The organism is Frankia sp. AgB32, from assembly GCF_023243045.1.
Taxonomy (GTDB): Bacteria; Actinomycetota; Actinomycetes; order Frankiales; family Frankiaceae; genus Frankia.
Window position 1 is genome coordinate 1 of sequence record NZ_JALKFX010000015.1, and the last position, 22,392, is coordinate 22,392.

Below are 22,392 nucleotides of genomic sequence, written 5' to 3' on the forward strand. Positions count from 1 at the left end.
GGCGTTCCCGGAGGCGGAGCGCCCGGCGGCGGAACACCCGGCGGCGGAGTCCCGGGCGGAGGCACACCCGGCGGCGGAACACCCGGCGGCGGAACACCCGGCGGCGGCACCCCTGGTGGCGGTGTCCCCGGTGGCGGTGTCCCCGGTGGCGGCACGCCCGGCGGGGGCGTTCCCGGAGGCGGAGCGCCCGGCGGCGGAACACCCGGCGGCGGAGTCCCGGGCGGAGGCACACCCGGCGGCGGCACGCCTGGGGGCGGCTCGCCCGGTGGCGGAACACCCGGCGGCGGCTCGCCCGGAGGCGGCTCGCCCGGTGGGATTCCGACGGCGACACCTGCCGGCCCCGGGGCCGTTCCAGCTCAGCCGCATTACACGGGTTGATGTTGTCCCATCCGATGGTCGCGGCCTTCCGCCGGGTCACCCCGGCCGGCGGAAGGCACGCGCAGGTGCTTTTCGCGGTCCGTGATTGCCTGCGTCGTCCAAGTGATACAGGAGCCGGCAGGCGGACCACCGCGGGCCTCATCCTGGCTGCCGTGACCGCCGCCCTGGTCTCCGGCTGCGGCGGTCACGGCGACGGCAGCCGAAGCGCGGACACGAAGCTGACGCCCCAGGTGCGCAACCGGCTGGCGGCCGTGGCCGGCCTGGGCCAGGGCACGAGCGTCATCGTGACCGCGTCCGTCGCCACCGTGGACATCTACGACTCGCCCACGGACTCCAAGCCCTCGTCCACGATGGCCAGCCCGAACGAGAACGGCGTCAGCCGGGTGTTCCTGGTGCAGGCGAAGATGCCGGGCTGGTGGCAGGTGCTGCTGCCGGTCCAGCCCAACGGGCGTACCGGCTGGGTGCGCGCCGACCAGGTCAAGGCCAGTGAGACGCCGTACCGGATCGTGGTCTCCCGCGGCCGCCATCTGCTCCAGCTGTACAACGACGGCGCGCAGGTCGCCCAGGTGCCGGTCGCCATCGGCACGTCCGACACGCCTACGCCGGGCGGCAGGTTCTATCTGACGGAGCTGCTGCGACCGCCGGACCCGAGCGGCATCTATGGGCCGTACGCCTTCGGGCTGAGCGGCTACTCGACGTCGATGACCTCCTTCGACGGTCACCAGCCGGTGATCGGTATCCACGGCACGAACGATCCGACCCTGCTGGGGCAGGACGTCAGCCATGGCTGCATCCGGCTGAGCAACGACGCGATCACCCACCTGGCCGAGACCGTCCCGCTCGGCACCCCGGTCGACATCGTCGTCTGAGCCGCCAGGTCGTCTGAGCCGCCAGGTCGTCTGAGCCGCCAGCAAGCAGCTCGAAGGTGCGTCAGCGGCGCGCCGCGGGCGGGCGGCGGGTCCGGGCGAGAAACATCTCCTCCCAGACGAACGGCGTCACCGGCTGGTGGTGGGTGCCGGTCGCGTCGACGAACCGGTCCATCGGTGCGATGACGGCGTCGACGTTGGGCAGGTGGAAGGTCGCGATGGACGCTCTGGTCGCGGTGGGATCGGTCGCGGCGACCACCCGGTGCCGGGCCGACGGCCCATGGTCGTTCGTTCACCTGGTCATCAGGTCGCCGATGTTGATGACCGGGGCGGCCGGGTCCACCGGCACCGCGAGCCAGGCTCCATCGAGGTCCTGGACCTGCAGACCGGGGTGGTCACCGCGCTGGTGCAGCAGGGTCAGCATGCCCGGGTCGGTGTGCTCCGGGAACGTCAGGTCCGGCGCCTCGGCGCGATCACCTTCGGCCTCCTCGGCCGCCGCCGGGACGCCGGGCGGGGACCGCCGGGCCGGACAGGTGTTCACGGCGAAACAGGTGAGCGCCGCCGCCCGCAGGCCGGCGATCTCCTCGGGCCACCCGTTCGGCGCGCCGACGGGGACGTGGCGCGCCGCGCGTGCCCTGCCCTCCACAGCACACGCGGGCGCGACCACCTCCGGCGGAGCCCGTCACTTCTCCGCCGGGCTTCGAGCGGGAGATCCCTGCCCACTGGCTCCCTGCCCTGGAACAAGGGTCGCCAATCACCATGGGTCGGATCCATTGGACGCGACAACCAGTCTGTCGGATTTCCGACACGCGCCGCGCTTGCGCCGGAGCATCGAACCCGCCGCCGCAGGTAGTCCGGTCCCCGCGGCCCGCGAGTCAGCCCGGATAGGCGGGCGGCCGCAGGATCAACCTACCGGCCCTGCCTCGCGGCCTCGTAGCGGGCCAGCGCCGCCCGCCGCCGGGCCGCGTGATCGACGACCGGCGTCGGATATCCCCGCGGTGGGCCGTCCGGCAGCGTCCACGGCTCGTGCACCTTCGCCTTCGGCACGTCGCGCAGCTCCGGTATCCAGCGGCGCACGTAGGTCCCGTCCGGATCGTAGGAGCGGCCCTGCGAGGTCGGGTTGAACACCCGGAAGTAGGGTGCGGCGTCGGTACCGGTGCCCGCGGTCCACTGCCAGCCGTGGTTGTTCGACGCCAGATCGCCGTCGACCAGGAGATCGAGGAACCACCGCGCCCCGTGCGTCCAGTGCACGTGCAGGTCCTTGCACACGAACGAAGCCTCGATCATGCGGACGCGGTTGGGCATCCACCCTTCGGCGAGCAGGTGGCGCATGCCGGCGTCGACGATCGGAACGCCGGTGTTGCCCCACTTCCAGGCATCGAACTCGGGCCCTGGCTCGTCGTAGTGCATCGCGGCCAGCGCATCGGTCAGGTCCTCCCGGGCCGAGGCCGGGTTGGCGGCGAGGACGTCGGCGTAGAACTCCCGCCAGGCCAGCTCGGAGCGGAACTTCTCAACATCCTTCGCGGCTGGACGGCCGTTCGCGGCCGGGCGCGTCTCGCCGGCGACCCTGGCGAGCCCGGCCAGCACCGTCCGCGGGTGCACGCAGCCGTACTTCAGGTAGGTCGACAGCCTGGAGGTGGTGTTCTCCCCGGGGATGTCGCGCCGGTCGGCATAGCCGTGCAGCGGGCCGTCCAGGAACTCGGCGAGCCGCTCGCGACCCGCCGCCTCACCGGCGGGCGGCAGGTCGACGGCACCGATGTCCGGATCAGCGGGGATGCCGACCGAGTCCGCCCGCGCCCAGCGGACGCCACGCGGCTCGGGTAGCGGGTCGCGCCACCCGTGCGCGGTCCAGGACCGGTAGAACGGCGTGAAGACCCGGAACGGAGTCCCCGCGGCCGTGTGCAGCCGGCCGGGGGCGACGGCGTAGGGCGACCCGGTCCGGACCAGACCGCGGCCGTCGGCGCGCAGCGCGTCCTCGACCGCGTCGTCCCGGCGTCTTCCGTAGGGGCCGTAGTCCGCGCCGATGTGCACCTCGGCAGCCGCCACGTCGCGGGCCACCGCCGGGACGACCTGCGCCGGGTCGCCCTCCCGCACGCACAGCCGGCCGGCCAGCCGCTCGTCCAGCTCACGCAGGCAGCGGTAGAGGAAGGCGACCCGGACCGCGCCCGCCGGCCGACGAAGCGCGTCATCCAGGACGAACAGGACGAGCACCTCGTCCGCGTCCCGGGCCGCCGCGGACAGCGCCGGGTTGTCGCCGAGCCGTAGATCCCGCCGTAGCCAGCAGACCGACACCGTCATGCAGGCTGACGGTAGCCGGACCGCACGCCGCCGCCTGGTACACCCTGGCCGGCGGAAACACCGAACCGGCAGCGATTGCTCAAAGTAACGATCTGATAACCGAGGGTTTATAGTCGCCTCGTGCAGGTCACCGCCGCCGTCGCGTGGGACCGGGGCCTCTCGGCCGCCTGGTCACACATCGCCGAGACCAGCCCGAAGGTCGGCGTCCTCATCGCCATCTGCGTTGTCGGCGCCGGGCTGGTCCAGGCCGCGACCCGCCTGCTCGCGGCCCTCGCGGCGCGGGTCGGGGTGGATCGCGCGCTCGACCGCAGCGGCCTGCCGGCGCTGCTGCGCCGGCCCGCCGCGGACCTGCGGACGGGCGCGCTACGGGTCCTGGCCGGCCTCGGCCACCTGGCCGTGCTGCGGGTCGCGGTCGGCGTGTTCGGGCCGAGCGCCGCCGAAACCACGGTCACCGAGCTGCTGGCCCTCCTGCTCCACACCATGGTGGCGGGCGCCATCATCATGTTCGGCGTCAGCCTGGCCCGGCTCGCCCGCACCTTCGTCCGCGAGGCGCTGCGCGACCTCGGCTACGCCCGGGCCGCCGCCGACACGGTTGCCGCGGTGCTCCTGATCGCCTTCGGCAAGGCCGGACTGGACGAGGTCGGTCTCGCCACCTCGGTCACCACTCCCCTGTTGTGGGCCATCCTCGCCACCGTCGGCGGCGTCGTCGTGGTCGGGGTGGGCGGCGGTCTCATCCGGCCGATGCAGGCGCGTTGGGACGAGATCCTCACGCACGCCGAGAACTCCGCGGCCCAGGCCCGGCACGCCTGGCTTGGCCGCGGTCCCGCCGCTGGCGATCACGGGCGCCAGGCCGACGACGCGCCGGCCGGTCCGACCGACCCGGACGTGCCGGTCGAATCGATGCCAACCGGACCGTCGGGACCACCGGTCGCGGCCCCGGGACCAGTCCCGGCACCGGCCGCCGCCCCGCCCGCCCCGCCCGCGCCGCCCGCCCCGCCCGCGCCACCCCGCCAACCCGAATCCGCGCCGGCCAGGGAGTCCGCGGTCAAACCGACTGCGCTGGAGCCGGTCTCGGGATCCGTCGTCCCGCCAGGGCCAGCCGGCCCGCTGCCGCCTGCCCCTCGGCCCCCGACGCACGGACCCCCATGACCCACGCCGCCCACCCGCCTCTACCGTCTGGGGGAGGTACCAGTGGGTGCGCGTTAGGCGAACTACGGCGCGTTCGGCCCTCGGGTGGGGCACTCTGGGAGAGGTCCGGTTGTCTCAGGCCGGCTCTCAACCTGATCCACCCACACCGCCTGATCCCGGAAACCCGGCACAGCCAGGAGACCCGCCCGATCGATCTCCCCACGACCGATCTTCGCGGCAGCGGCCTCATCAACGTCACGAGTGGCGAGCGGAGGGACATCTCGGTGGACGAGCTCTCGGACATGGAGCGTTCCCGGCTGCTCCTCGGCTGGCTGGCGGCACGACGCGCGGTGGACAACTGTCTGTCCGACCTGCTCGCCGCCGGGCCCGCGGGAGAACGGCGGGTTCGCGAATCGCTCGCGCTGGTGGACGACCTGGAGAGTCGCGCCCAGGAGGCGTTCGACCGCTACCGCACGGCCGCGGAAAGCACCCCGCCGCCGGCAGCCCGCCCGGCGGGCCGCTGGGCTCCGCCGCCCGTGGCCGCGACGTCGACGGAGCGCCCGCGACTCAATGTGGTCCGCGCCCCGGAGGGCGATCTGGCCCGCAGCAGTTCCAACACGAAGAGTAATCACCGGCACCGGTAGCGCCCGCGAGCGGGTCAGCGGGCCACAATGGCCACCGTGCCAGCCGTTCGCCGCCACCGCGTCGTCGCGCTCTGGCTCCTCACCGTCCTGGTTCCCGCGCTACTGGCCATTACTGGCTGTGGTGTGGCGAACGGGTCCCGCCGGGGCCAAGTGGTCCCCGAGCCGACAACGACGGCCGGGCCGGACGCGTTCGAGCGCGCTGGGCGCGGCCTGCCGATCCGGCTCACGCTGCCGCCGCCGAGCACCCCCAAGCCCTACCCGCTGATCGTCGCGCTGCACAGCCTGTACTACGACGGCACCGATCCGAAGGCGAACTGGGACCTCGACGGACTCGCCCGCACCGAGGGCCTCGCCGTCGTCTATCCCGACGGGATCGGCAAGTCGTGGAACGCGGGCACCTGCTGCGGCGCCGCCGAGGCCGGCCACGTCGACGACGTCGGCTACCTGCGCTCGCTCATCGCGCACGTCAGCGAGAACTACCCGATCGACCGCAACCGGGTCAGCCTGGTCGGGCTGTCCAACGGCGGCATGCTCGCCTACCGGTACGCCTGCGAGCACGGCGACGAACTCGCCGGCATCGCCGTGGTCGCCGGCAGCCGCGAGGTGGCGCAGTGCCAGCCAGCCGCCCCGGTCACGCTGGTCGTCGTCCACGGCGGCGCGGACGGCCACGTGCCCTACGGCGGCACCCCGTGGTCGCCCGTGCTGAACACGGCGATCACTCCCGTCGAGGAGAGCATGGCGACGTTCCGCGCGGTGGACCGCTGCCCGGTGCCCTCCCAGCCCGCGGACTTCGTCCCGACGGACCGGTACGGCATGCCGTGGCACGCCGCGACGCCGACCCCGGTCCCCGACGGCGTGCCCGCCGCTCCCGCCGGCCCGGTCACGTACCCGCTGACCACCACCCAGCTCACCGACCCGCCGGCGGACACCGCGCCGGTCGCCGTGCGCGCGGAGACGCAGTGCGCCTCCTCCGCCCGGGTGGTGCAGTTCCTGCTGCCCTGGATGGCACACGGCTGGCCGCCCGCAACCGGCACGTACTCCTTCGCCACCAGCGGAGTGATCTGGAACCTGCTCGCGACCGCGCGCTCGGCGCGACCGGGACCGCGGCTCTGACTCGAACTCGCGGCGCCCGTCAACTGCTGGCGCTGACGACTGGCGGTGACGGAGAGGTCGTCAGGCCGCCGGCGAGAACGAGGTGCGCAGGGCGCCCATGAGGCTGTTGATGGAAGCTGCGGCGCTCGTGGCTCCGCGGACGATGAGCACGTAGACCGCACCGCTCACCGAGACCGTCCGCATCGCGTAGGACACCGGCTGGCCCTCCCGGGTGTAGGAGCCGGTGAGCTCCTGGGTCGGTTGGCCGCTGCTGTCCGTGGTCGCGCTGATCGGGTTCTTCGTCAGTCCGGACACCCCGGCGAACTCACCGGCCTGCACCTTCGCCAGGGCCGCGTTGGCATCCGATCCCGCGACGCGGGCAACGCCGATCATCGTCGGCCCGAAGTCCGACGCCGTCCCGGGTTCGCCGTAGAAGATGCCGGTGTTGTCCCGGCGCTGCTTCCACACCGGCGGGTGGGAGAAAGTGGCCTTCTGTACCGCGTCGGTGGAGGCGACCCAGTCCGCGGGGACGGCGACCTGGCCCGCGGCCGGGGTGGCGGCGCTCTGGGCCCCGCCGGCGGCGGTGCCGCCGGTGGCGGCCACCGTTGGACTGGCCGGCGCGGACGGGGTGGCCGCGCCGCCCGACGTCGCGGTGTGCCCGCTCGGCCGGATCTTCTCCCACACCACGCCCGCCCCGACCCCGACGCCGAGGGCGACGGCCAGCACGACGAGGGCGACTCCGAGACGACGCAGGAAGGACATGGAGTCGGCGTCGCCCGCCGCCGTCGCCCGGTCGGCACGCCCGCCGTAACCCCGGCTGTCCACCAGGTCGTCGTCCCGGTCGTCGGCGTCATCGACCATGTCCACCGCGGACGTCGGCCGGCCGCGCTCCATGGCCGCCGTCAGTGGTCCGCCCGCGCGACGCGGCACGGGGCCACGACCGGTACCGGCCGGCGGCGCCCCCGGACGTCGCCCGCCGGTGTTGTCGAAGGGCTCGGGGGATCGGTTCGCGCGCCGTCCCGGGCCGGTGGGCCCGTCGATCCGATCCCGCTGCGCCGGTCCGCCCGGCCGCTGTCCGAGATCCGCGCCGCCGGGCCGGCCGGCACCGCCGAATCTGCCCGACCCGTCGGAAAGGCCGGGATCGGTGCCATCACCGTCACCGCGGCCCGGCGCGCCCCGGCCGCCCCGCCGACGGAGCATGCCTGTCTCGTCAGGGGCCGGTGCCACCCCCGAACGGCCGCCTGCTCCCGTGGGTCCCCGGCCGGGAACGCCCGTCCCCGCGCGTCCCGCCCGCGCGGGGGCACCCGGCGCGCCGGTGCCCCCGGTCCGATCAGCTCGGGGGCCGGTGCGAGGGCCGGTCTCCGGCTGGTCGGGTCGGCCGCCCCGGCGGGGACCGGTGGGCGCCACCCGGCCGCCCTGCCGGGCGCCGCCGCGGTCCGCCGGGTTCGCCCGACCTGGGAGACTCGGGTCGCCGGGCCCAGCGGGCGGGCGGCGGCGGTCGGCGCCGGCCGCCGGATAGGGCTGTCCCTCGGGTGGCCCATACCTCGCGTTCGGTCCGGGCCGGGCGGCCGTCGCCCCGGCGGGACCGGCGGGACCGGCGGGACCGGTGGGACCGGTGGGCGCGGGACGGCCGGCGGGACCGGTGGGCGCGGGACGGCCGGCGGGACCGGTGGGCGCGGGACGGCCGGCGGGATCGCCCGGCAGTCCGCCCGTGCGGGCCGAGGCCGGGCCGGTGGGCCGTCGGCCGCCCGCCGGCGGCACCAGGGCTCTGCGCACCGACGTCGGCGCGCCGGCCGCCGGTGGCCCGGCAGCTCTGGCGCCGGCCGGGGCTGGCCCCGGACCCGACCGGCCCGGCAGCCCCTGGGGGCTGCTCGGCGGGGGGCTCGGCGGCTGCCACTGCGGGTCAGGACCGTATCCCCGGTCGTAGGGGTCGTAAGGGTCGCCGGCCGGGCCTCGGCCGCCCGCCGCGGCCTCGTACGAGCCGGTCACCGACGGATCGCGGCCGCCGGGATCCGGGCCGTACCGCCAGTCGGGCTCGGCGGTCCCGGGGTCGCTCGAACCGAAGGGGTACTGCTCCGGCCGGCCGTTCGGCGGGTAGGGGGCGCCGGCTCGAAACGCGTCATCGGGGTCCGCGCCGCGATAGCCGGACTGCCGGGGATCTTCGTCCCAATGGGACCGTCGCGCACCGTCCGTCACCAGACGACCTCCGATCCCGAGCCCTGAACGCGTCCATTCGTCCCACCGGTGTACCACGGATTTGCCGGGACGTTGCGCGCACCTGGTTGACAACAGCCCATCAGGGACATAAGAGCCTGGCCGGACAGCACTGACGTGCACCGATATCCTCCCATCACACACCAGCACCTCAAGGGGGGGCACACTCGGTGAAGGGCTTCAAGCAGTTCCTCATGCGGGGGAACGTGGTCGATCTGGCCGTGGCCGTGGTCGTCGGCACCGCGTTCACGGCAGTGGTCACGTCGCTCGTGAACAACATCTTCACGCCGCTGATCGCCGCGATCTTCGGAAAGCCGGACTTCTCCGCGCTGACATTCAAGATCAATGGAAGCGTCTTCCGTTACGGCGCGTTCATCAACAGCCTGATCGCGTTCGTCTCCGTGGCCACGGTGATCTACTTCGTCGTCGTGCTCCCGCTGAAGACCCTCAACGACCGGCGCGCACGGGGCCAGGTGCCGCCCGAGGAGGAACCGGTGCTGACGGACGAGGCCCGCCTGCTCATCGAGATTCGTGATCTACTGGCAGGGCAACGGTCCGGCTCCTGACCGGCCGACCCCGGAACGACCGTTCGGCTGAGTGGGCGCGGGTCCACTCAGCCGAACGTTGGTTGGCATTCAGGAATCGCTCAGGCTAGCAAGGGAAAGTGCCTACCATGACACCGCGTCCACCCTTCAGCGACAGCGCCGATGACGCCCCGCTGGGTGGCGGCCGGGAGGGGTCCGGCGCCGGGCACGACTCGCCGTCCCCCTGGGCCCCACCCACCGACAGCGCGTTCGGGTCCAGGGCCGAACAGTCCCCGCCGGGCGGCCCCGTCAGTCCTCAGTCCGATCGGCCCGCCGGGTCGCCGCTCGCCGGCCCGCCAGCGCCCTACGGCGGATCGCAGCCGGGCCATCCACCGACCCGCCCGACGCCCCAGCCCCCGTACGGCACCGGCCCGAGCGGCCCGGGCCAGCCCAGCCCATGGGGAGGCCCGTCCGGCCCGGGGGTCTCCCCTCCCGGCGCGGGTGGTCCCGGCGGTATCGGCCCCTCCTATGGACCCCCGACCGGGGCGCAGCCGTGGCCCGGTCGGTGGAACACCCCCGACGGTGGCCTCCCACCGACCGGCCACGAGGCCCTCAGCGGCGCACGGTCCCCGGCCGGCGGCGGCACGGTGGCCCTGCGGCGGCGGCGGGTGGCGGCCGCCGGGCTGGCGATCGCCCTGGTGTCGGCCGGAATCGGCGGTGGAGTGGGTGCTCTCGTCGCCGGTGGCGACAACGGCAGCACGGTGGTGACCACCGCCGGCCTGGAACGCACCACCTCCACCGCGGGCGGAACCTCGCCGGCGGCGGCCGACACCGTGTCGGCGGCGGCGAAGAAGATCCTACCGAGCGTGGTGACCATCTCCGAGGAGTCCAGCAGCGAGTCCGGCACCGGCTCCGGGATGATCATTCGGTCGGACGGACACATCCTGACCAACAACCACGTCGTCTCCGGCGCCTCGGGCGGCGGTTCGCTGACCGTCACCCTCCAGGACGGCCGCACCTTCGACGCGCAGGTCGTCGGGACAGACCCGAGCTCCGACCTGGCCGTCGTCAAGATCAACGCGTCCGGACTGACGGCGGCGACGTTCGGCAACTCCGACTCGCTGAACATCGGTGAACTGGTGGTCGCGGTCGGCAGCCCGCTCGGCCTGAACGGCACGGTGACCTCCGGCATCGTCAGCGCGCTGCACCGTCCGGTGCGCACCGGCGACGCGACCGTCCAGGACCAGCAGAACACCGTCCTCGACGCGATCCAGACCGACGCGCCGATCAACCCCGGCAACTCCGGCGGCCCGCTGGTCAACAGCCGCGGCGAGATCATCGGAGTGAACAGCGCGATCGCGACGGTCGGCGGTGGCGGTAGCAGCCCGTTCGGCGGCACCCAGCAGTCCGGCAACATCGGCGTTGGCTTCGCGATCCCCGGGGACTACGCCGAGTCGGTCGCGACCCAGCTGATCACCTCCGGCAAGGCCACCCATCCCTACCTGGGCGTCTCCGCGTCAACCGCCAACGAGAACGCCCGCTCGACGGCGTCCAGCGGCACCGGCGCGCAGATTCGCTCCATGGTCTCCGGCGGGCCCGCGGAGAGCGCCGGCCTGCGCGCCGGCGATGTGATCACGAAGTTGGGGGATCGCGCCGTCAACGACGTCGACTCCCTGATCGCCGCGGTGCGCTCGCACGCCATCGGAGACGAGGTCGAGGTGACGTACACCCGCAACGGCCAGACCAGCACCGTGAAGGCCAGGCTCGCCCTGCAACCGCCGACGTCCTGATCGGCGGCCGTCGTACCGGATTCGCCGCCGACACGCCGATCGCCAGGCAATCGTGGCGCCATCCGATGCGCAGCCACGAATAGCCGTGGTCGCGTGGAAGGCTGGTTCCGCCCGATCTGCTCCATAGTTACGCACGCGCCCGCTGACGGACTATTCATCCGCTACCCTTATGACTAGTTCGTCAGCGACACAGCACATCTGTCGATGCGCGGCGTTCCGTCACAAATCGGCCAGACAACGGCAAATGACGGATGATCCCGGCTTCATTTCCTAGTCAAGTGACACCGGCTGTCGAATCGACGACAACAAATTCCTCACAACGTTCACCCCCTAGCGTGGACGGGCTCCTAGCATTGGCTCCACGACCCCGATCCGGGCCCGCCGCTAGTCCTCGGGAGAAGCGAAACTATGGACGACGACGCGGATCTCGTGGCCCGGGTTCGCCGTGGTGATCGACAGGCGTTCGACGACCTCTACGATCTTTACGCCGACGATGTCTTCTCCATGTGTCTGCTGATCCTCGGTGATCCGACGGTCGCGCGCGCGGCCGCCGGCACGGCGTTCGCCCTGGTCGCACGCACCCGTCTCAACCCGTTGAGCAACCCGGCCGGGCTGCGTTCCTGGCTGCTCGAACTCGCCCGCGGCAGCGCCCTGGCCTGGTCGGGATCCCCCCAGGCCCGCAGCATTCCGGTGCCGCACGGCGTGCCGCCCGAAGAGCTGCTGGTCGGTTCGGTGGCCCCGGCGCCGGCAAGCCTGCGGGTTGGCCTCGCCCGCACCTTCGATCGCGCCGCCGCCGTCGCCGAGGCCGCCGCCAGCCGGCGGGCCGCCATGTCCGCCGCCGCGACCACGCCTTCCGCCGCGCCGCCCGCGACCACGCCGGAACCGACGCCGAAGATCATCCTGGTCAAGGCAACGGCGGGCCACCCGGTTGTCCCCGGCGCCCCCGCATCCCGCGATGCCCCAGGTCACGGTTCTGCGGGTGACGAACGCCCCGACGCGCCGACGCGGGTAGCCGCCGCCGCGGTGCGTGCGCTGCCCCTGCTGCGGATGGATGCCGATGGTGGCGACGGCCAGGTGGCCGCCGAGGACGGTCGGGTCGCCATGGTGTGGCGCGGCCGGCCGGCGCTGGCGGCCGCAGCGGCGATGATCGTGGCCGCGGCGGGGCTGACCGCGGCGATGAACTGGCCGTCCTCGGATCCTCAGCTCATGTCGGAGTCCGGAGTGGCGATCGTCCAACCGGCGCCCTCCGAGGCCGTGGCGCGGCCATCGACCGCGCCGGCCGCCCCGAGTGGCCGTGATCTGGCCACGCAGCCCGTCGCCCCGACGGTGGCCGGTGCGTTCACCAGCCGAGCCACTGCGCCCGGCGGGCGAACGCCCAGACAACCGCGGCTCGTCGAGCCGATCGCCCGGGACGTCCGCCCGTCCGTGATCGGGAAGGCGGCCAGCGGCCCGCGGCCAACACCGCCGGTGTCGCCGACAGGCCCGACCCAGCGCGCCGTCGTGCCCTCCGGAACGCCGGCGACGACGGCGCCGGCCTCGACACCCGTCGTTCCCTCGACGTCGATCCCGCCCGTCTCGTCCGCGCCGGCCACCCAGACGCCCGGCCCGACCGCACCGGCCCCGCCGACGGTCACCGCACCGACGACCAACGTGCCCGCCCCGACCAGCAGGGCTCCGCTGCCGACGGCGCCGACGACGCACGCGGCCCCTGCCACCCGGTCGGCCACCTCGACGCAGACGACGGCTCCTGCGACGGTCGGCGGCAGCATCACTGCTCCCACCGAATCCGGCACGTCTACGGTTCCGGGCGCCCTGCTGTCCCCGCAGTTCGTCTAGCCGGTCCCGCAGGTCGTCCAGCCGGCCGCGGACCGGGCCGGGCCGTCAGTGGACTGTGTAGAACAGCGTCGTCACGTACTGGTCGAAGTCGTTGAGCCGTAGGGTCAGCCGCAGCTGCCACTTCCCGGCCAGCGGAAGCTGGAGCCGGTCGCTGTGGGCATGGCCGGTCTCGGCCAGGTCCAGCGGCACCTGGAACGGCCCGAGGTCGGCGCTCGGCAGGGACAACTCCGCGCTCGCCGCCACGAGTTTCTGCGGCTTGCCGGTCGGCGCCCACGCACGCACGTCGAGGGACTCCGCGCCGACCCGGGTCGGGGTGACCTTCGCCTTCACCGTCATCGGCCCGGCGAAGGCCGTCCCGCTGAACGGCGGAGCGTAGCTGGTCCGGCCGGGAACCATGTTCACCAGGGTCGCGGTGAGCCCGAGGACCACGGCGCCGGCCGTGAGCTCGGCGACGACGCCGCGCCGCAGTCCGGCGAGCGCCGCCGGGCCCGGCGCCGCGGCGGCGACGTCGTTCTTCCGGTAGCGCCGCCGCACCCATCGTTGGGCCAGGCCGCCGACCGCGAGCATCCCCAGGAAGAACCAGGTCTTGTAGAGGAGCATCCGGCCGTAGCCGGTATCGACGACGGCCGGCAGGGAACCGATCTCCCGCCAGCTCTGGAGGAGTCCGCTCAGCACGATCGCGATCACCGCGCCGACGGCGAACCTCGACCATCGCGGCAGCACCACGGCCAGCTCGGCTGCCGATGCCTGCCGAAGGAGCAGCACGGCGATGACCGCCAGACCCCCGATCCACACGGACATGGCGAGCACATGCACCGTCAGGCTGAGGACGGCCAGTCCGACCAGATCACCGGTGCTCCCATGACCGATCGCGGCCAGGGTCACGGCGATCGCGAGGCCGAGGGCGGCCAGCTCCCCCCGATGCCACGGGTCGGGTGCCCCGACGCGCACGGCCCTGCGCAGCAGCGGCGCGGCGAGGCAGAGCGCCAGCAGGCGGATCAGCAGCAGATGACCGAACCGGTCCTCGATCGTCGTCGACATGATCGACCAGCGGACGATCCCGCTCAGGCCGATGCCGGCGGCGTAGGGGCCCTGCAGCAGGAGCTGGGCGATCGCGGACACCGCCGTGGTCAGCCACCCCACGGCCAGCAGGCGCCCCGCGCCCCGCACCCGAAATCCCTGCGGCCAGATCAGGGTGAGGAACACGCAGGCGCCCAGCAGCAGCCCGATTCCCGCGTAGCCCGCGAACCGCGCGGCGCCGAACAGCAGGCCCACCGTCTGCGAACCGGAGGTGTCGCCCTCGGCGTGGGCCGCCCCGGCCTGGGGCGGCCCTCCGACACCGAAGGCGAAGGCACCCGACACCGGGTGGCTGTCGGCGGAGATGACCCGCCAGCTGACGACGTAGGTCCCGGTCGGCAGGCCGGCCTTGAGCGCGACGGTTGCCTGGGACGCTTTCGCGCCCGGCCGCGCATGCCCGTCGTCCACCCGCGCGCCCGCGCCGTCGAGGACCCGAATCGAGTCGTCCGACACTCTGATCGACTCGCTGTAGCTGAGTACCACCCGGGAGGGGGCGGCCCGCAGCGCTTCGCCGTCGACCGGCTCGGTGCCGGTCAGCAGCGCGTGCGCGGACGCCGGTGCCACGCCCAGACCGAGGCCGATCGAGGTGGTGGCCATGGCGACGAACGCCACGACCACCACCAGGACTCTTCTCACGATGCCTATGCCCGTCTCACGATGCCTATGCCCGCCGTCGCGTCCGGGTCAGCCCGAACCCACCGACGAGCAGGCCCAGCGCTCCGACGACGATGCCGACGGTGCCCAGGGTGCGGGCCGTTCCGTCGTCACTGTCCGACTTCGCCGCGGCCTGCGGCGCGCCAGCGGTCGCGGGCGTGGATCCCGCGGTGGACGCCGGGACGGCGCCGGCCGTTGCCGCGCTCAGCGTGACCGTGGGCGCCGGGTGTTCGGGCTCGGCGGCACCAGCCTGCGGAACATCGACCCACCGGACCACGTCTCCGTTGGAGTAGTTCTGCAGCGTCTTGAAGGTGATGGCGTCAGCCTGCTCGGGCAGCGGCCCGGCGGAGACGGTGAACGTGTCGAACTCACCGGGTTTGATGCCCGGGCTGCCCGGGTCCGCCGTCCAGGTGATTCTGGTGACCACCTCGTCCACCGCACCGTCATCCGTGGTCAGTGGCTTCGACGGCTTCGCCTTGGTGACCTTGTACGTCCAGCCCGCCTTGGGCTGGACCGACACCGAGGCAATCGGATTGTCCACCGGAAGCTGAACGTCGAGGCCGGTGGTCGAGGCGTTGTCCTCCTCGGTCGGCACCTTGAACATCAGCGTGGCATAGCTGCCCGCGGCAGCCGTCGACGGCTGCACGGTGACATGCGCCGAAGCCGGCAGAACAGTTGCCACCACGGTGACCCCCGTGGCTGCCGCCAGAATCCCGGCGCGCAGAAACACCCGAGCCATGTAGATCCCCTCGCAATTTTCGAGATCAGAATTCCCGCGATCAGAACTTTCGATCCGCGGAACCTGAAAATGGCGCTGACCAGTGCACCGGAGGGGGTTGGCGGACGAGCGTCAGTGCGCCACGCAGGGGCTACCGCAAGCCACCGCCCGACCGATCTCCGGTGAGACCGGTGGTGGGCCACGGCGGCGGGCCGAGCGCCCGATCGGCCGCGTGTGCGCGCGCGGCGGACGGCGCCCCGACTCGACCCGGAACGCGGACGGCGCCACGGGAACGGACCACTCGGTTACCGGAAGAAACAACCGGACGAGGATCGTCATGGGCTGCAGCCGGACTACGGACCACAGGAGACGTTCGGCCCGTCGCAGCGAGAGCGCCACGGCCACGGCCGCCACGGCGTGGGCAACCAACGTCGGACGGTCCACCGCGCACCGAAAACACGCCATGTGCGCGTGCGGCTCCGCCAGCAGAAAGGTCACATGGAGCGTGAACTGCGCCGCGACGACCGCGCTCAGCACGGCCGCCAGCCCGCGCTCACGCCCGCCCAGACCGAACGCGAGCCGGGCGAGCAGAAGGAAGGAAACCGCCGTGACGCACAGCCCCGGACTGGCCGCCCCGCCCGCGACATGCGCGACCACAGCCAGGCAGACGGACGAGGCGGAGAAGGTGGCAGCTCGCCCGAGGCGAGCCGTGCCTCCGTTCACCGACCAGTCCGTGCCCACGGGCGCAAGCTTGCCACGCCAGGTCGGGAGACCGCCACAACCTCCACGCACAGTCGGCAATCCGTCAGCCGACCCCATCGACCGGTACGACAGCGAACAGGGGCCAGTATCGGACGAGCGACCGTCCTGCACGGGTAGCGTCGGCATCCACCGACCTCGGTGCCCAGAGCCGAAGAAGGGCTGACTCACTGTGCGCGTTGTCATCGCCGAGGACTCGGTACTGTTGCGGGAAGGCCTGCGCCGCCTTCTCACCGACGCCGGCTGCGAGGTCGTCGCCTCCGTCGGGGACGGAGCCACCTTCGTCGATGCCGTGCTGGAACACCGCCCGGATGTCTCCGTCGTGGACGTCCGCATGCCGCCCTCCCATCGGGACGAGGGTCTGCGGGCCGCCATCCGGGCCCGTTCCGAGGTCACCGGATCTCCCGTTCTGGTCCTCAGCCAGTATGTCGAGAAGCAGTACGCGGCCGAACTTCTCGCCGATGGCGCCGGCGCGGTCGGATATCTCCTGAAGGATCGCGTCGCCGACGTGCGGGAGTTCATCGATGCGGTTCGTCGAGTCGCCGCCGGCGGCACCGTCATGGATCCGGAGGTGGTCGCGCAGCTACTCGTCCGGAATCGACGAGACGATCCGATGGCCACCCTGACCCCGCGGGAACGCGAAGTTCTCACCCTCATGGCGGAGGGACGCTCGAACACCGCGATCGCGGCCCACCTGGTCGTGAGCAGCGGGGCGGTGGAGAAGCACATCTCCAACGTTTTCAACAAGCTCTGCCTGGAACCAAGCACGACCGATCACCGTCGAGTCCTGGCCGTGCTGGCCTATCTGCGTAGCTGACGCCGCCTGCGGCGGTGGTGCGGGACACGCTGATCAGGCGGGACACAGGGGCGGATGCACGCAGCACGGCGGGATCCCCGTAGGCTCCCGTTTCTGTGAGCCCCATTCTCGCGACCGGACGAGCTGGGAACCTGATCAGGTCACTTCTGATCATCCTTGCACTCGTCCTGGGGATGCGTACGGCTTACCTTCTGTGGTTCTTCCATACCCCGGCCTGGACCTCACGGCCGCACGAGATTCGGTACTGCAGCACCTGGTACGAGCGAGTCCGTCAGCCCGAGATCACCTCCGGCGAGGCGGTGAAGACAGCCGGTGGACAGCTCAAAACAGTCCGGCGGTCACCCGTCTTCAGGCCGATCACGGCCTACCGGCCGACGTCCACCTGCCCGCGATATCTCTTCGCGAAGGTGGGGAAGGACGCCTACGTGACCTACCTGGAGACGGAGGACTGAGCCGAATCGCTCAGCGTGGGTCCCAGCAGGACGTGCACCCGGGCGTGAATCGAGGTGCGCTGCTGCAGAGCGGCCCGGACGGCGCGGTGCAGCCCGTCCTCCAGGTAGAGAGCGCCGGCCCATTCGACCACGTGCGGGAAGAGGTCCCCGTAGAAGGTCGAGTCCTCGTCCAGCAACACGTCGAGCGCGAGTACACGTTTGGTCGTGACGAGCTGGTCGAGCCGGACCTGGCGGGGTGGTATGGCAGCCCAGTCCCGCTGACCAAGGCCATGGTCGGGGTACGGGCGACCGTCTCCAACCGTCTTGAAGATCACCGGCACCTCCTCCTCGAGGGCGACACTTCCGTCGACCAGGACAGCCTAGGATCCCTGCCCCGCCCATAAGACCCCGGTCGGCCCAGAGCGGGAACCGACGTGGACACCAGGACTACACCGGGTGCTGGACGGCCGACTCAGGCCACCTGTCGCTTGACCTCTCCTTGCCGACCGACTTAAGTAAACCTAACTTGATGTCGAGGAGGTCGCCGTGAAATCGCCCGCCCACCAGGAGCACATGATCGAGATGGCTCAGCGCGCCCGGACGGTGCTGGCCAGCGGCCGCACGGCGCTGCTGACCCTGCCCCGCGAGCAGGCCCGGGGGTGGGTGGGAGTGATCGACGACGGTGGTGAGCCGATGGTGGTGGCGAACGCCGAGGGACCCGTCGTGCGGGCCGCGCACAAGGGCCGGCGAAGCTGGGTCGACGTTCCCGGGCACTTCGGCGAGCGGCTGATCCTCGCCGGCTCGCTGCGGCTGGTACCCGGCAGCACGGACCAGATCCTGCGCCGCCTCGCCGATCCGGGCCGCACGGTCGACACGATCGACGGTTCGATCGATGGCCTTTCCGTGCTGGCGGTGTCGGTGGACGACGTCATGCTGTGCTTTCCCCCGGCGGGCGCGGACTGCCGGCCGGGGCGGTGGTCGACGGCCGCGGTGGGCCGCCGGATCGACCTGACGGCGTACGCGCTCGCCGAGCCGGACCTCATCAGCGCCTACGCGCCCGAGCTGATCGAGCATCTGAACTCCCGGCACGCCGACCAGATGCGCCTGCTCGCCAGCACCGGCCCCGCGCCGGCATGCGCGACCAGGGACCTGGCGGGTGCGCAGGTCAGCGGCCTGGATCGCGGCGGCCTGGACCTGTGGCGAGTGACGACCCAGGGCGCCGAGAAGATTCGGATCGCCTTCGAGCAGCCACTCACCGAGCCTCGTTCACTCGGCCAGGAACTGCGCCGACTGCTCACCCAGAGCGGCGGGTGACGCGTCGGGCAACCACCTGGAGTGATCAGACCGACCCCATTTGACACCGGGATCGAAAATCGTTTTCAATTAGTCCATGTCGAAGCCAACCGGGCCGCCCGCGATTGTCTTCGACCACGCCACCATTGCCTACGGTCGAACGGCCGCGCTCGAGCGGGTGCACGGCACGGTGCGCGCCGGCGAGATCGTCGCCCTGGTGGGGCCGAACGGCGCCGGTAAGTCGACCCTCATCAAGGCCGTCCTCGGCCTGGTACCTGTCGCGTCGGGTTCCGTCACCGTGCTGGATCGCCGGCCCGCCGAGGCCCGCCGACAGGTCGCGTACGTGCCGCAGGCGGACACCCTCGACCCGGACTTCCCGGTTTCCGTGGCTCAGGTCGTGCTGATGGGCCGCTACCGACGCGTCGGTTGGCTGCGGCCGCCCGGGCGGGTGGATCGGGAGGCGGCCGCCGCGGCGCTCGCGGCGGTCGGGTTGGAGCATCGGGCGGCGGATCGCTTCGGTCTGCTCTCGGGTGGGCAGCGCCAGCGCGTCCTGTTGGCGCGGGCGATCGCGGCGCAGCCGGCGGTCCTCATGCTCGACGAACCGTTCAACGGGGTCGACGCGGTCTCCCAGGAGGCGCTGCTCGGCGCGATCCGCAACCTCACCGCACGCGGCGCGGCGGTCGTCGTGTCCACGCACGACCTGGGTCTCGCGCAGGTGAGCTGCGACGGCGTGTGCCTGCTCAACCGGCGCCAGTTCGGCTTCGGACCGCCGGATGACGTGCTCACGCCCGACACGCTGCGGGCGGCCTACGGCGGCGCCGCGCTCGAACTCGGTGATCGTGGGCTGATCCTCGCGCACTCATGATCGAGACTCTGTTCGCGCCGTTCAGTCGGCCCTACCTGGCACGGGCGCTCGTCGAGGCGGTGCTCCTCGGCGCGCTCTGCGGCGCCGTCGGGGTCTACGTGCTGCTGCGCCGGCTCGCCTTCCTCACGGACGCGATCACGCACACGGTGTTTCCCGGCGTCGTGGTCGGGTTCCTGGTTTCCGGGCGCGCCGGGATCGTGCCGGGCGCGCTCGTCTGCGCGGTCATCGCCGCGGGGCTGTTCACCGCGATCGCGGCAACGCGGCGGGTCAACGAGGATGCGGCGCTGGCGGTGCTGCTCACCGCGTTCTTCGGAATCGGCGTCGTCCTGGTGTCCCGCCAGCGTTCCTACACCGCGGACCTCACCGCGTTCCTGTTCGGCCACATCCTGACCGTCGACACGACCGACATCGTGGTCACCGCCGTGGTGGCCGTGCTGGCCTGCGTCGTGCTGGTCGGGTTGGGCAAGGAGCTGCTCCTGCGCGCCTTCGATCCCGAGGGAGCTCGCGCCGCGGGTTATCGCATCACGGCACTCGACCTGGTCGGCAACATGCTCATCGCGTTGGTGGTCGTCGCGGCGGTGCAGGCCGTCGGCACCGTGCTCGTCATCGCGATGCTCGTGGTGCCGGCGGCGACCGCCCGGCTGCTGTCCGACCGGCTCGGGGTCATCCTCGCGGTGGCGACCGGGCTGGGCATGCTCGGCGCCTGGCTCGGGCTCGCCGTGAGCTTCGAGGCCTCGCGGGGCTACGGCGTCCGACTCGCCGCCGGCGCCACGATCGTCCTCGTGCTCGTCGCCTGCTACGCCCTCGTGACGCTGGGGCAGAGCATCCGGCGAGTGGCCACGCGGGCGGCCCGATGACCCGGCTGTCGTCCCCGCCGAGCCGGATGCCGCGATGACGCTCGTCAGCTCGCTCGGCGACGGGTACGTGCGGCGAGCCCTGATCGAGGTCGTGCTGGTCGGACTGCTCTGCGGCGCGGTCGGCGTCCAGGTCGTGCTGCGCCGGCTGAGCTTCCTGACCTCGGCGCTGACCCACGCGACGTTCCCCGGCGTGGTCATCGCCTCGCTGCTCGGGCTGGGGCTCGTTCTCGGCGCAGGGCTGTTCGGCCTGCTGGTGGTGGCCGTGGTCGCGGTGTTGACCGGGCCGCGGGGAGCCGAGCGCGGCCGGGAGAGCAGCAGCGTGACAGCCGTGGTGCTGTCCGGGGGCTTCGCGCTGGGGATGGCGTTGCTCTCGACGCAGGACGGGTTCAGCCGGGATCTCACCGCGTTCCTCGTCGGCTCGGTCCTCACCGTCCAGCCCGGCGACATCCTGGTGAGCGCGGTGACCACCGTGGCCGTGCTGGGAATTCTGGCCGCGCTGCGCAAGGAACTGCTGCTGGGCGCGTTCGACCCGGACGCGCTGGCCGCCGCGGGCTACCCGGCCCGGCGCCTCGACCTGGTCCTGCTGCTGGCGATCGAGGCGACGGTCGTGACGTCGTTGCCCGCGGTCGGCACGATCATGGCGGTGGCGCTGATCGCCGGACCGGCGGCGACGGCTCGGCTCTGGTGCTCGCGGACCGCGACGATGACCGCGCTGGCGATGGCGATCGGCGTCGCCTCGGGGGTCATCGGTCTCGCCGTCAGCGAGCAGTGGAACGTCGCCGCAGGTGGCGCGATCGTGCTGACCGTGGCGACGTTCTTCGTGGTCTCCCTGACGGTGCGGTCACTCCCCCGAGGTGAATCGGTCGCACCGGCGCTGGCCCGGCGAAAATCCGCTGGACGCGCCACCTACTCTGGGTAGATGGAGTTCTCCCAGTCCGACAAGCTCGCCGGCGTCTGCTACGACGTCCGTGGGCCTGTCCTCGACGAGGCGACGCGGCTGGAAGCCGCCGGGTCGCACATCCTCAAGCTGAACATCGGCAACCCCGCGCCGTTCGGCTTCTCCGCACCGCCGGAGGTACTCGAGGCCGTCGCGGCAAATCTGGTGGGCGCACAGGGATACAGCGACTCCAAGGGACTGATCGCGGCGCGCGAGGCGGTCGCGCGCTACCACACCCGCAAGGGCATCGGCGGGATCACGCCGGACAGCGTCTATCTCGGCAACGGCGTCTCCGAGATGATCTCGATGGCGTTGCAGGCGCTGTTGAACAACGGCGACGAGGTGCTGCTGCCCGCGCCGGACTATCCCCTGTGGACGGCCGTGGTGAGCCTGTGCGGCGGCCGACCGGTCCACTACCTGTGCGACGAGTCCGCCGGCTGGGCGCCGGACATGGCCGACATCGCCCGCAAGATCACCCCGCGGACGCGGGCGATCGTCGTGATCAACCCGAACAACCCGACCGGCGCCGTCTACGACCGGCAGACCCTCGAGGACATCGTCGAGGTCGCCCGGCGCCATCACCTGATGGTCCTCTCGGACGAGATCTACGACCGGATCCTCTTCGACGACGCCGAGCACGTCTCGACCGCGTCGCTGGCCCCGGACCTGGTCTGCGTGACGTTCAACGGGCTGTCGAAGGCGTACCGGCTGGCCGGGTTCCGCGCCGGCTGGATGGTGCTGTCCGGTCCGCGCGAGCACGCCTCGTCGTACATCGAGGGACTGACCATCCTGGCGAACATGCGGCTGTGCGCGAACGTCCCCGGTCAGTTCGCCACCCTGGCCGCGCTGGCCGAGGACGGCGGCGCCGGCGACCTCGTGCTGCCCGGCGGCCGGCTGCGGGAACAGCGGGACACGGTGGTGCGGCTGCTCAACGGCATTCCCGGCGTGAGCTGCGTGGCGCCGCGCGGCGCGCTGTACGCGTTCCCGCGGCTCGATCCGGACATGTACCCCATCACGGACGACGAGCGGTTCGTCTTCGACCTGCTCGCGGCCGAGAAGATCCTGCTGGTCCAGGGCACGGGCTTCAACTGGCCGCGCCCCGACCACGTGCGGATCGTGACCCTGCCGTCGGTCGAGGACCTTACCGACGCCATCGGCCGGATCGACCGGTTCCTGACGCACTACAAGCAGAACTAGTCCGATCAGCACCATCG

General features: G+C 72.3%; 22 protein-coding genes. 14 read left to right on the forward strand and 8 right to left on the reverse strand.

The genetic code is table 11. The features are described from left to right. Positions 1-530: 530 nt before the first annotated feature. Positions 531-1,247, forward strand: coding sequence for a L,D-transpeptidase (locus MXD60_RS06860; RefSeq protein WP_308222389.1), 717 nt, complete (start codon positions 531-533; stop codon positions 1,245-1,247). A gap of 61 nt (positions 1,248-1,308) precedes the next feature. Here the strand turns inward: MXD60_RS06860 and MXD60_RS06865 are convergent, their stop codons facing one another. The 3 genes from MXD60_RS06865 to MXD60_RS06875 all read right to left on the reverse strand — a co-directional run bounded on the left by MXD60_RS06865 (position 1,309) and on the right by MXD60_RS06875 (position 3,542). Beyond that, positions 1,309-1,503, reverse strand: coding sequence for a hypothetical protein (locus MXD60_RS06865; RefSeq protein ID WP_248818132.1), 195 nt, complete (start codon positions 1,501-1,503; stop codon positions 1,309-1,311). A gap of 33 nt (positions 1,504-1,536) precedes the next feature. After that, complete coding sequence (locus MXD60_RS29305) at positions 1,537-1,890, reverse strand: 2OG-Fe(II) oxygenase family protein (protein ID WP_248818133.1); 354 nt, start codon at positions 1,888-1,890, stop codon at positions 1,537-1,539. 263 nt (positions 1,891-2,153) lie between these two features. Continuing rightward, positions 2,154-3,542 carry a cryptochrome/photolyase family protein gene (locus tag MXD60_RS06875; protein ID WP_248818134.1) on the reverse strand — a complete coding sequence of 463 codons (1,389 nt, stop codon included), beginning with the start codon at positions 3,540-3,542 and terminating at the stop codon, positions 2,154-2,156. A gap of 120 nt (positions 3,543-3,662) precedes the next feature. On the opposite strand from MXD60_RS06875, the gene MXD60_RS06880 reads away from it, so the two are divergent. The 3 genes from MXD60_RS06880 to MXD60_RS06890 all read left to right on the forward strand — a co-directional run bounded on the left by MXD60_RS06880 (position 3,663) and on the right by MXD60_RS06890 (position 6,427). Next, positions 3,663-4,691 (forward strand): hypothetical protein, encoded by a 1,029-nt coding sequence (locus MXD60_RS06880; RefSeq protein ID WP_248818205.1) that lies wholly within the window; start codon positions 3,663-3,665, stop codon positions 4,689-4,691. Between the two features lie 263 nt (positions 4,692-4,954). Next, on the forward strand, positions 4,955-5,314 hold the full coding sequence (locus tag MXD60_RS06885) for a hypothetical protein (RefSeq protein WP_248818135.1): 360 nt from the start codon (positions 4,955-4,957) through the stop codon (positions 5,312-5,314). Positions 5,315-5,341: 27 nt separating this feature from the next. Further along, the gene (locus tag MXD60_RS06890) at positions 5,342-6,427 is read left to right on the forward strand and encodes a CE1 family esterase (protein ID WP_248818136.1); all 1,086 of its coding nucleotides are present in this window, start codon (positions 5,342-5,344) and stop codon (positions 6,425-6,427) included. A gap of 60 nt (positions 6,428-6,487) precedes the next feature. Here MXD60_RS06890 and MXD60_RS06895 read toward each other — a convergent pair whose 3' ends face one another. Beyond that, entirely contained in the window at positions 6,488-7,300 is an 813-nt protein-coding gene (locus tag MXD60_RS06895; protein ID WP_248818137.1) for a hypothetical protein, read from the reverse strand. Between the two features lie 1,490 nt (positions 7,301-8,790). Here MXD60_RS06895 and mscL point away from each other — a divergent pair. The 3 genes from mscL to MXD60_RS06910 all read left to right on the forward strand — a co-directional run bounded on the left by mscL (position 8,791) and on the right by MXD60_RS06910 (position 12,770). After that, positions 8,791-9,186: a large conductance mechanosensitive channel protein MscL gene (mscL, locus tag MXD60_RS06900; RefSeq protein WP_248818138.1), complete on the forward strand. Its 396-nt coding sequence runs from the start codon at positions 8,791-8,793 to the stop codon at positions 9,184-9,186. A gap of 605 nt (positions 9,187-9,791) precedes the next feature. Next, entirely contained in the window at positions 9,792-10,934 is a 1,143-nt protein-coding gene (locus MXD60_RS06905; protein WP_308222390.1) for a S1C family serine protease, read from the forward strand. A gap of 408 nt (positions 10,935-11,342) precedes the next feature. Next, positions 11,343-12,770 (forward strand): RNA polymerase sigma factor, encoded by a 1,428-nt coding sequence (locus MXD60_RS06910; protein ID WP_248818140.1) that lies wholly within the window; start codon positions 11,343-11,345, stop codon positions 12,768-12,770. 45 nt (positions 12,771-12,815) lie between these two features. Here MXD60_RS06910 and MXD60_RS06915 read toward each other — a convergent pair whose 3' ends face one another. The 3 genes from MXD60_RS06915 to MXD60_RS06925 form a co-directional block, all read right to left on the reverse strand. After that, the gene (locus tag MXD60_RS06915; RefSeq protein WP_248818141.1) at positions 12,816-14,468 is read right to left on the reverse strand and encodes a copper resistance CopC/CopD family protein; all 1,653 of its coding nucleotides are present in this window, start codon (positions 14,466-14,468) and stop codon (positions 12,816-12,818) included. Positions 14,469-14,508: 40 nt separating this feature from the next. Beyond that, a complete protein-coding gene (locus MXD60_RS06920) occupies positions 14,509-15,240 on the reverse strand; it encodes a YcnI family copper-binding membrane protein (RefSeq protein ID WP_248818142.1) in 732 nt (243 codons plus the stop codon). Between the two features lie 111 nt (positions 15,241-15,351). After that, positions 15,352-15,960, reverse strand: a complete 609-nt coding sequence (locus tag MXD60_RS06925) for a hypothetical protein (protein WP_248818143.1) — start codon at positions 15,958-15,960, stop codon at positions 15,352-15,354. Between the two features lie 190 nt (positions 15,961-16,150). Between MXD60_RS06925 and MXD60_RS06930 the strand changes: the two genes are divergently transcribed. Both MXD60_RS06930 and MXD60_RS06935 read left to right on the forward strand, forming a co-directional pair. Continuing rightward, entirely contained in the window at positions 16,151-16,795 is a 645-nt protein-coding gene (locus MXD60_RS06930) for a response regulator (RefSeq protein WP_248818144.1), read from the forward strand. A gap of 95 nt (positions 16,796-16,890) precedes the next feature. After that, positions 16,891-17,247 carry a hypothetical protein gene (locus MXD60_RS06935; protein ID WP_248818145.1) on the forward strand — a complete coding sequence of 119 codons (357 nt, stop codon included), beginning with the start codon at positions 16,891-16,893 and terminating at the stop codon, positions 17,245-17,247. Here the strand turns inward: MXD60_RS06935 and MXD60_RS06940 are convergent. Then, positions 17,226-17,561, reverse strand: a complete 336-nt coding sequence (locus MXD60_RS06940; RefSeq protein WP_248818146.1) for a type II toxin-antitoxin system VapB family antitoxin — start codon at positions 17,559-17,561, stop codon at positions 17,226-17,228. The two genes, MXD60_RS06935 and MXD60_RS06940, sit on opposite strands and share 22 nt — an antisense overlap. A 211-nt stretch (positions 17,562-17,772) precedes the next feature. Here MXD60_RS06940 and MXD60_RS06945 point away from each other — a divergent pair, with 211 nt between their 5' ends. From MXD60_RS06945 to MXD60_RS06965, 5 genes are all read left to right on the forward strand, one after another. Continuing rightward, positions 17,773-18,540 carry a DUF2470 domain-containing protein gene (locus MXD60_RS06945; protein ID WP_248818147.1) on the forward strand — a complete coding sequence of 256 codons (768 nt, stop codon included), beginning with the start codon at positions 17,773-17,775 and terminating at the stop codon, positions 18,538-18,540. A gap of 76 nt (positions 18,541-18,616) precedes the next feature. Next, positions 18,617-19,384 (forward strand): metal ABC transporter ATP-binding protein, encoded by a 768-nt coding sequence (locus tag MXD60_RS06950; protein ID WP_248818148.1) that lies wholly within the window; start codon positions 18,617-18,619, stop codon positions 19,382-19,384. After that, positions 19,381-20,241, forward strand: a complete 861-nt coding sequence (locus MXD60_RS06955) for a metal ABC transporter permease (RefSeq protein WP_248818149.1) — start codon at positions 19,381-19,383, stop codon at positions 20,239-20,241. The genes MXD60_RS06950 and MXD60_RS06955 overlap by 4 nt, the downstream gene beginning before the upstream one ends. A 34-nt stretch (positions 20,242-20,275) precedes the next feature. After that, positions 20,276-21,160, forward strand: coding sequence for a metal ABC transporter permease (locus tag MXD60_RS06960; RefSeq protein WP_248818150.1), 885 nt, complete (start codon positions 20,276-20,278; stop codon positions 21,158-21,160). After that, positions 21,161-22,375 (forward strand): pyridoxal phosphate-dependent aminotransferase, encoded by a 1,215-nt coding sequence (locus MXD60_RS06965; RefSeq protein WP_248818151.1) that lies wholly within the window; start codon positions 21,161-21,163, stop codon positions 22,373-22,375. The last annotated feature ends 17 nt before the right edge of the window (positions 22,376-22,392 follow it).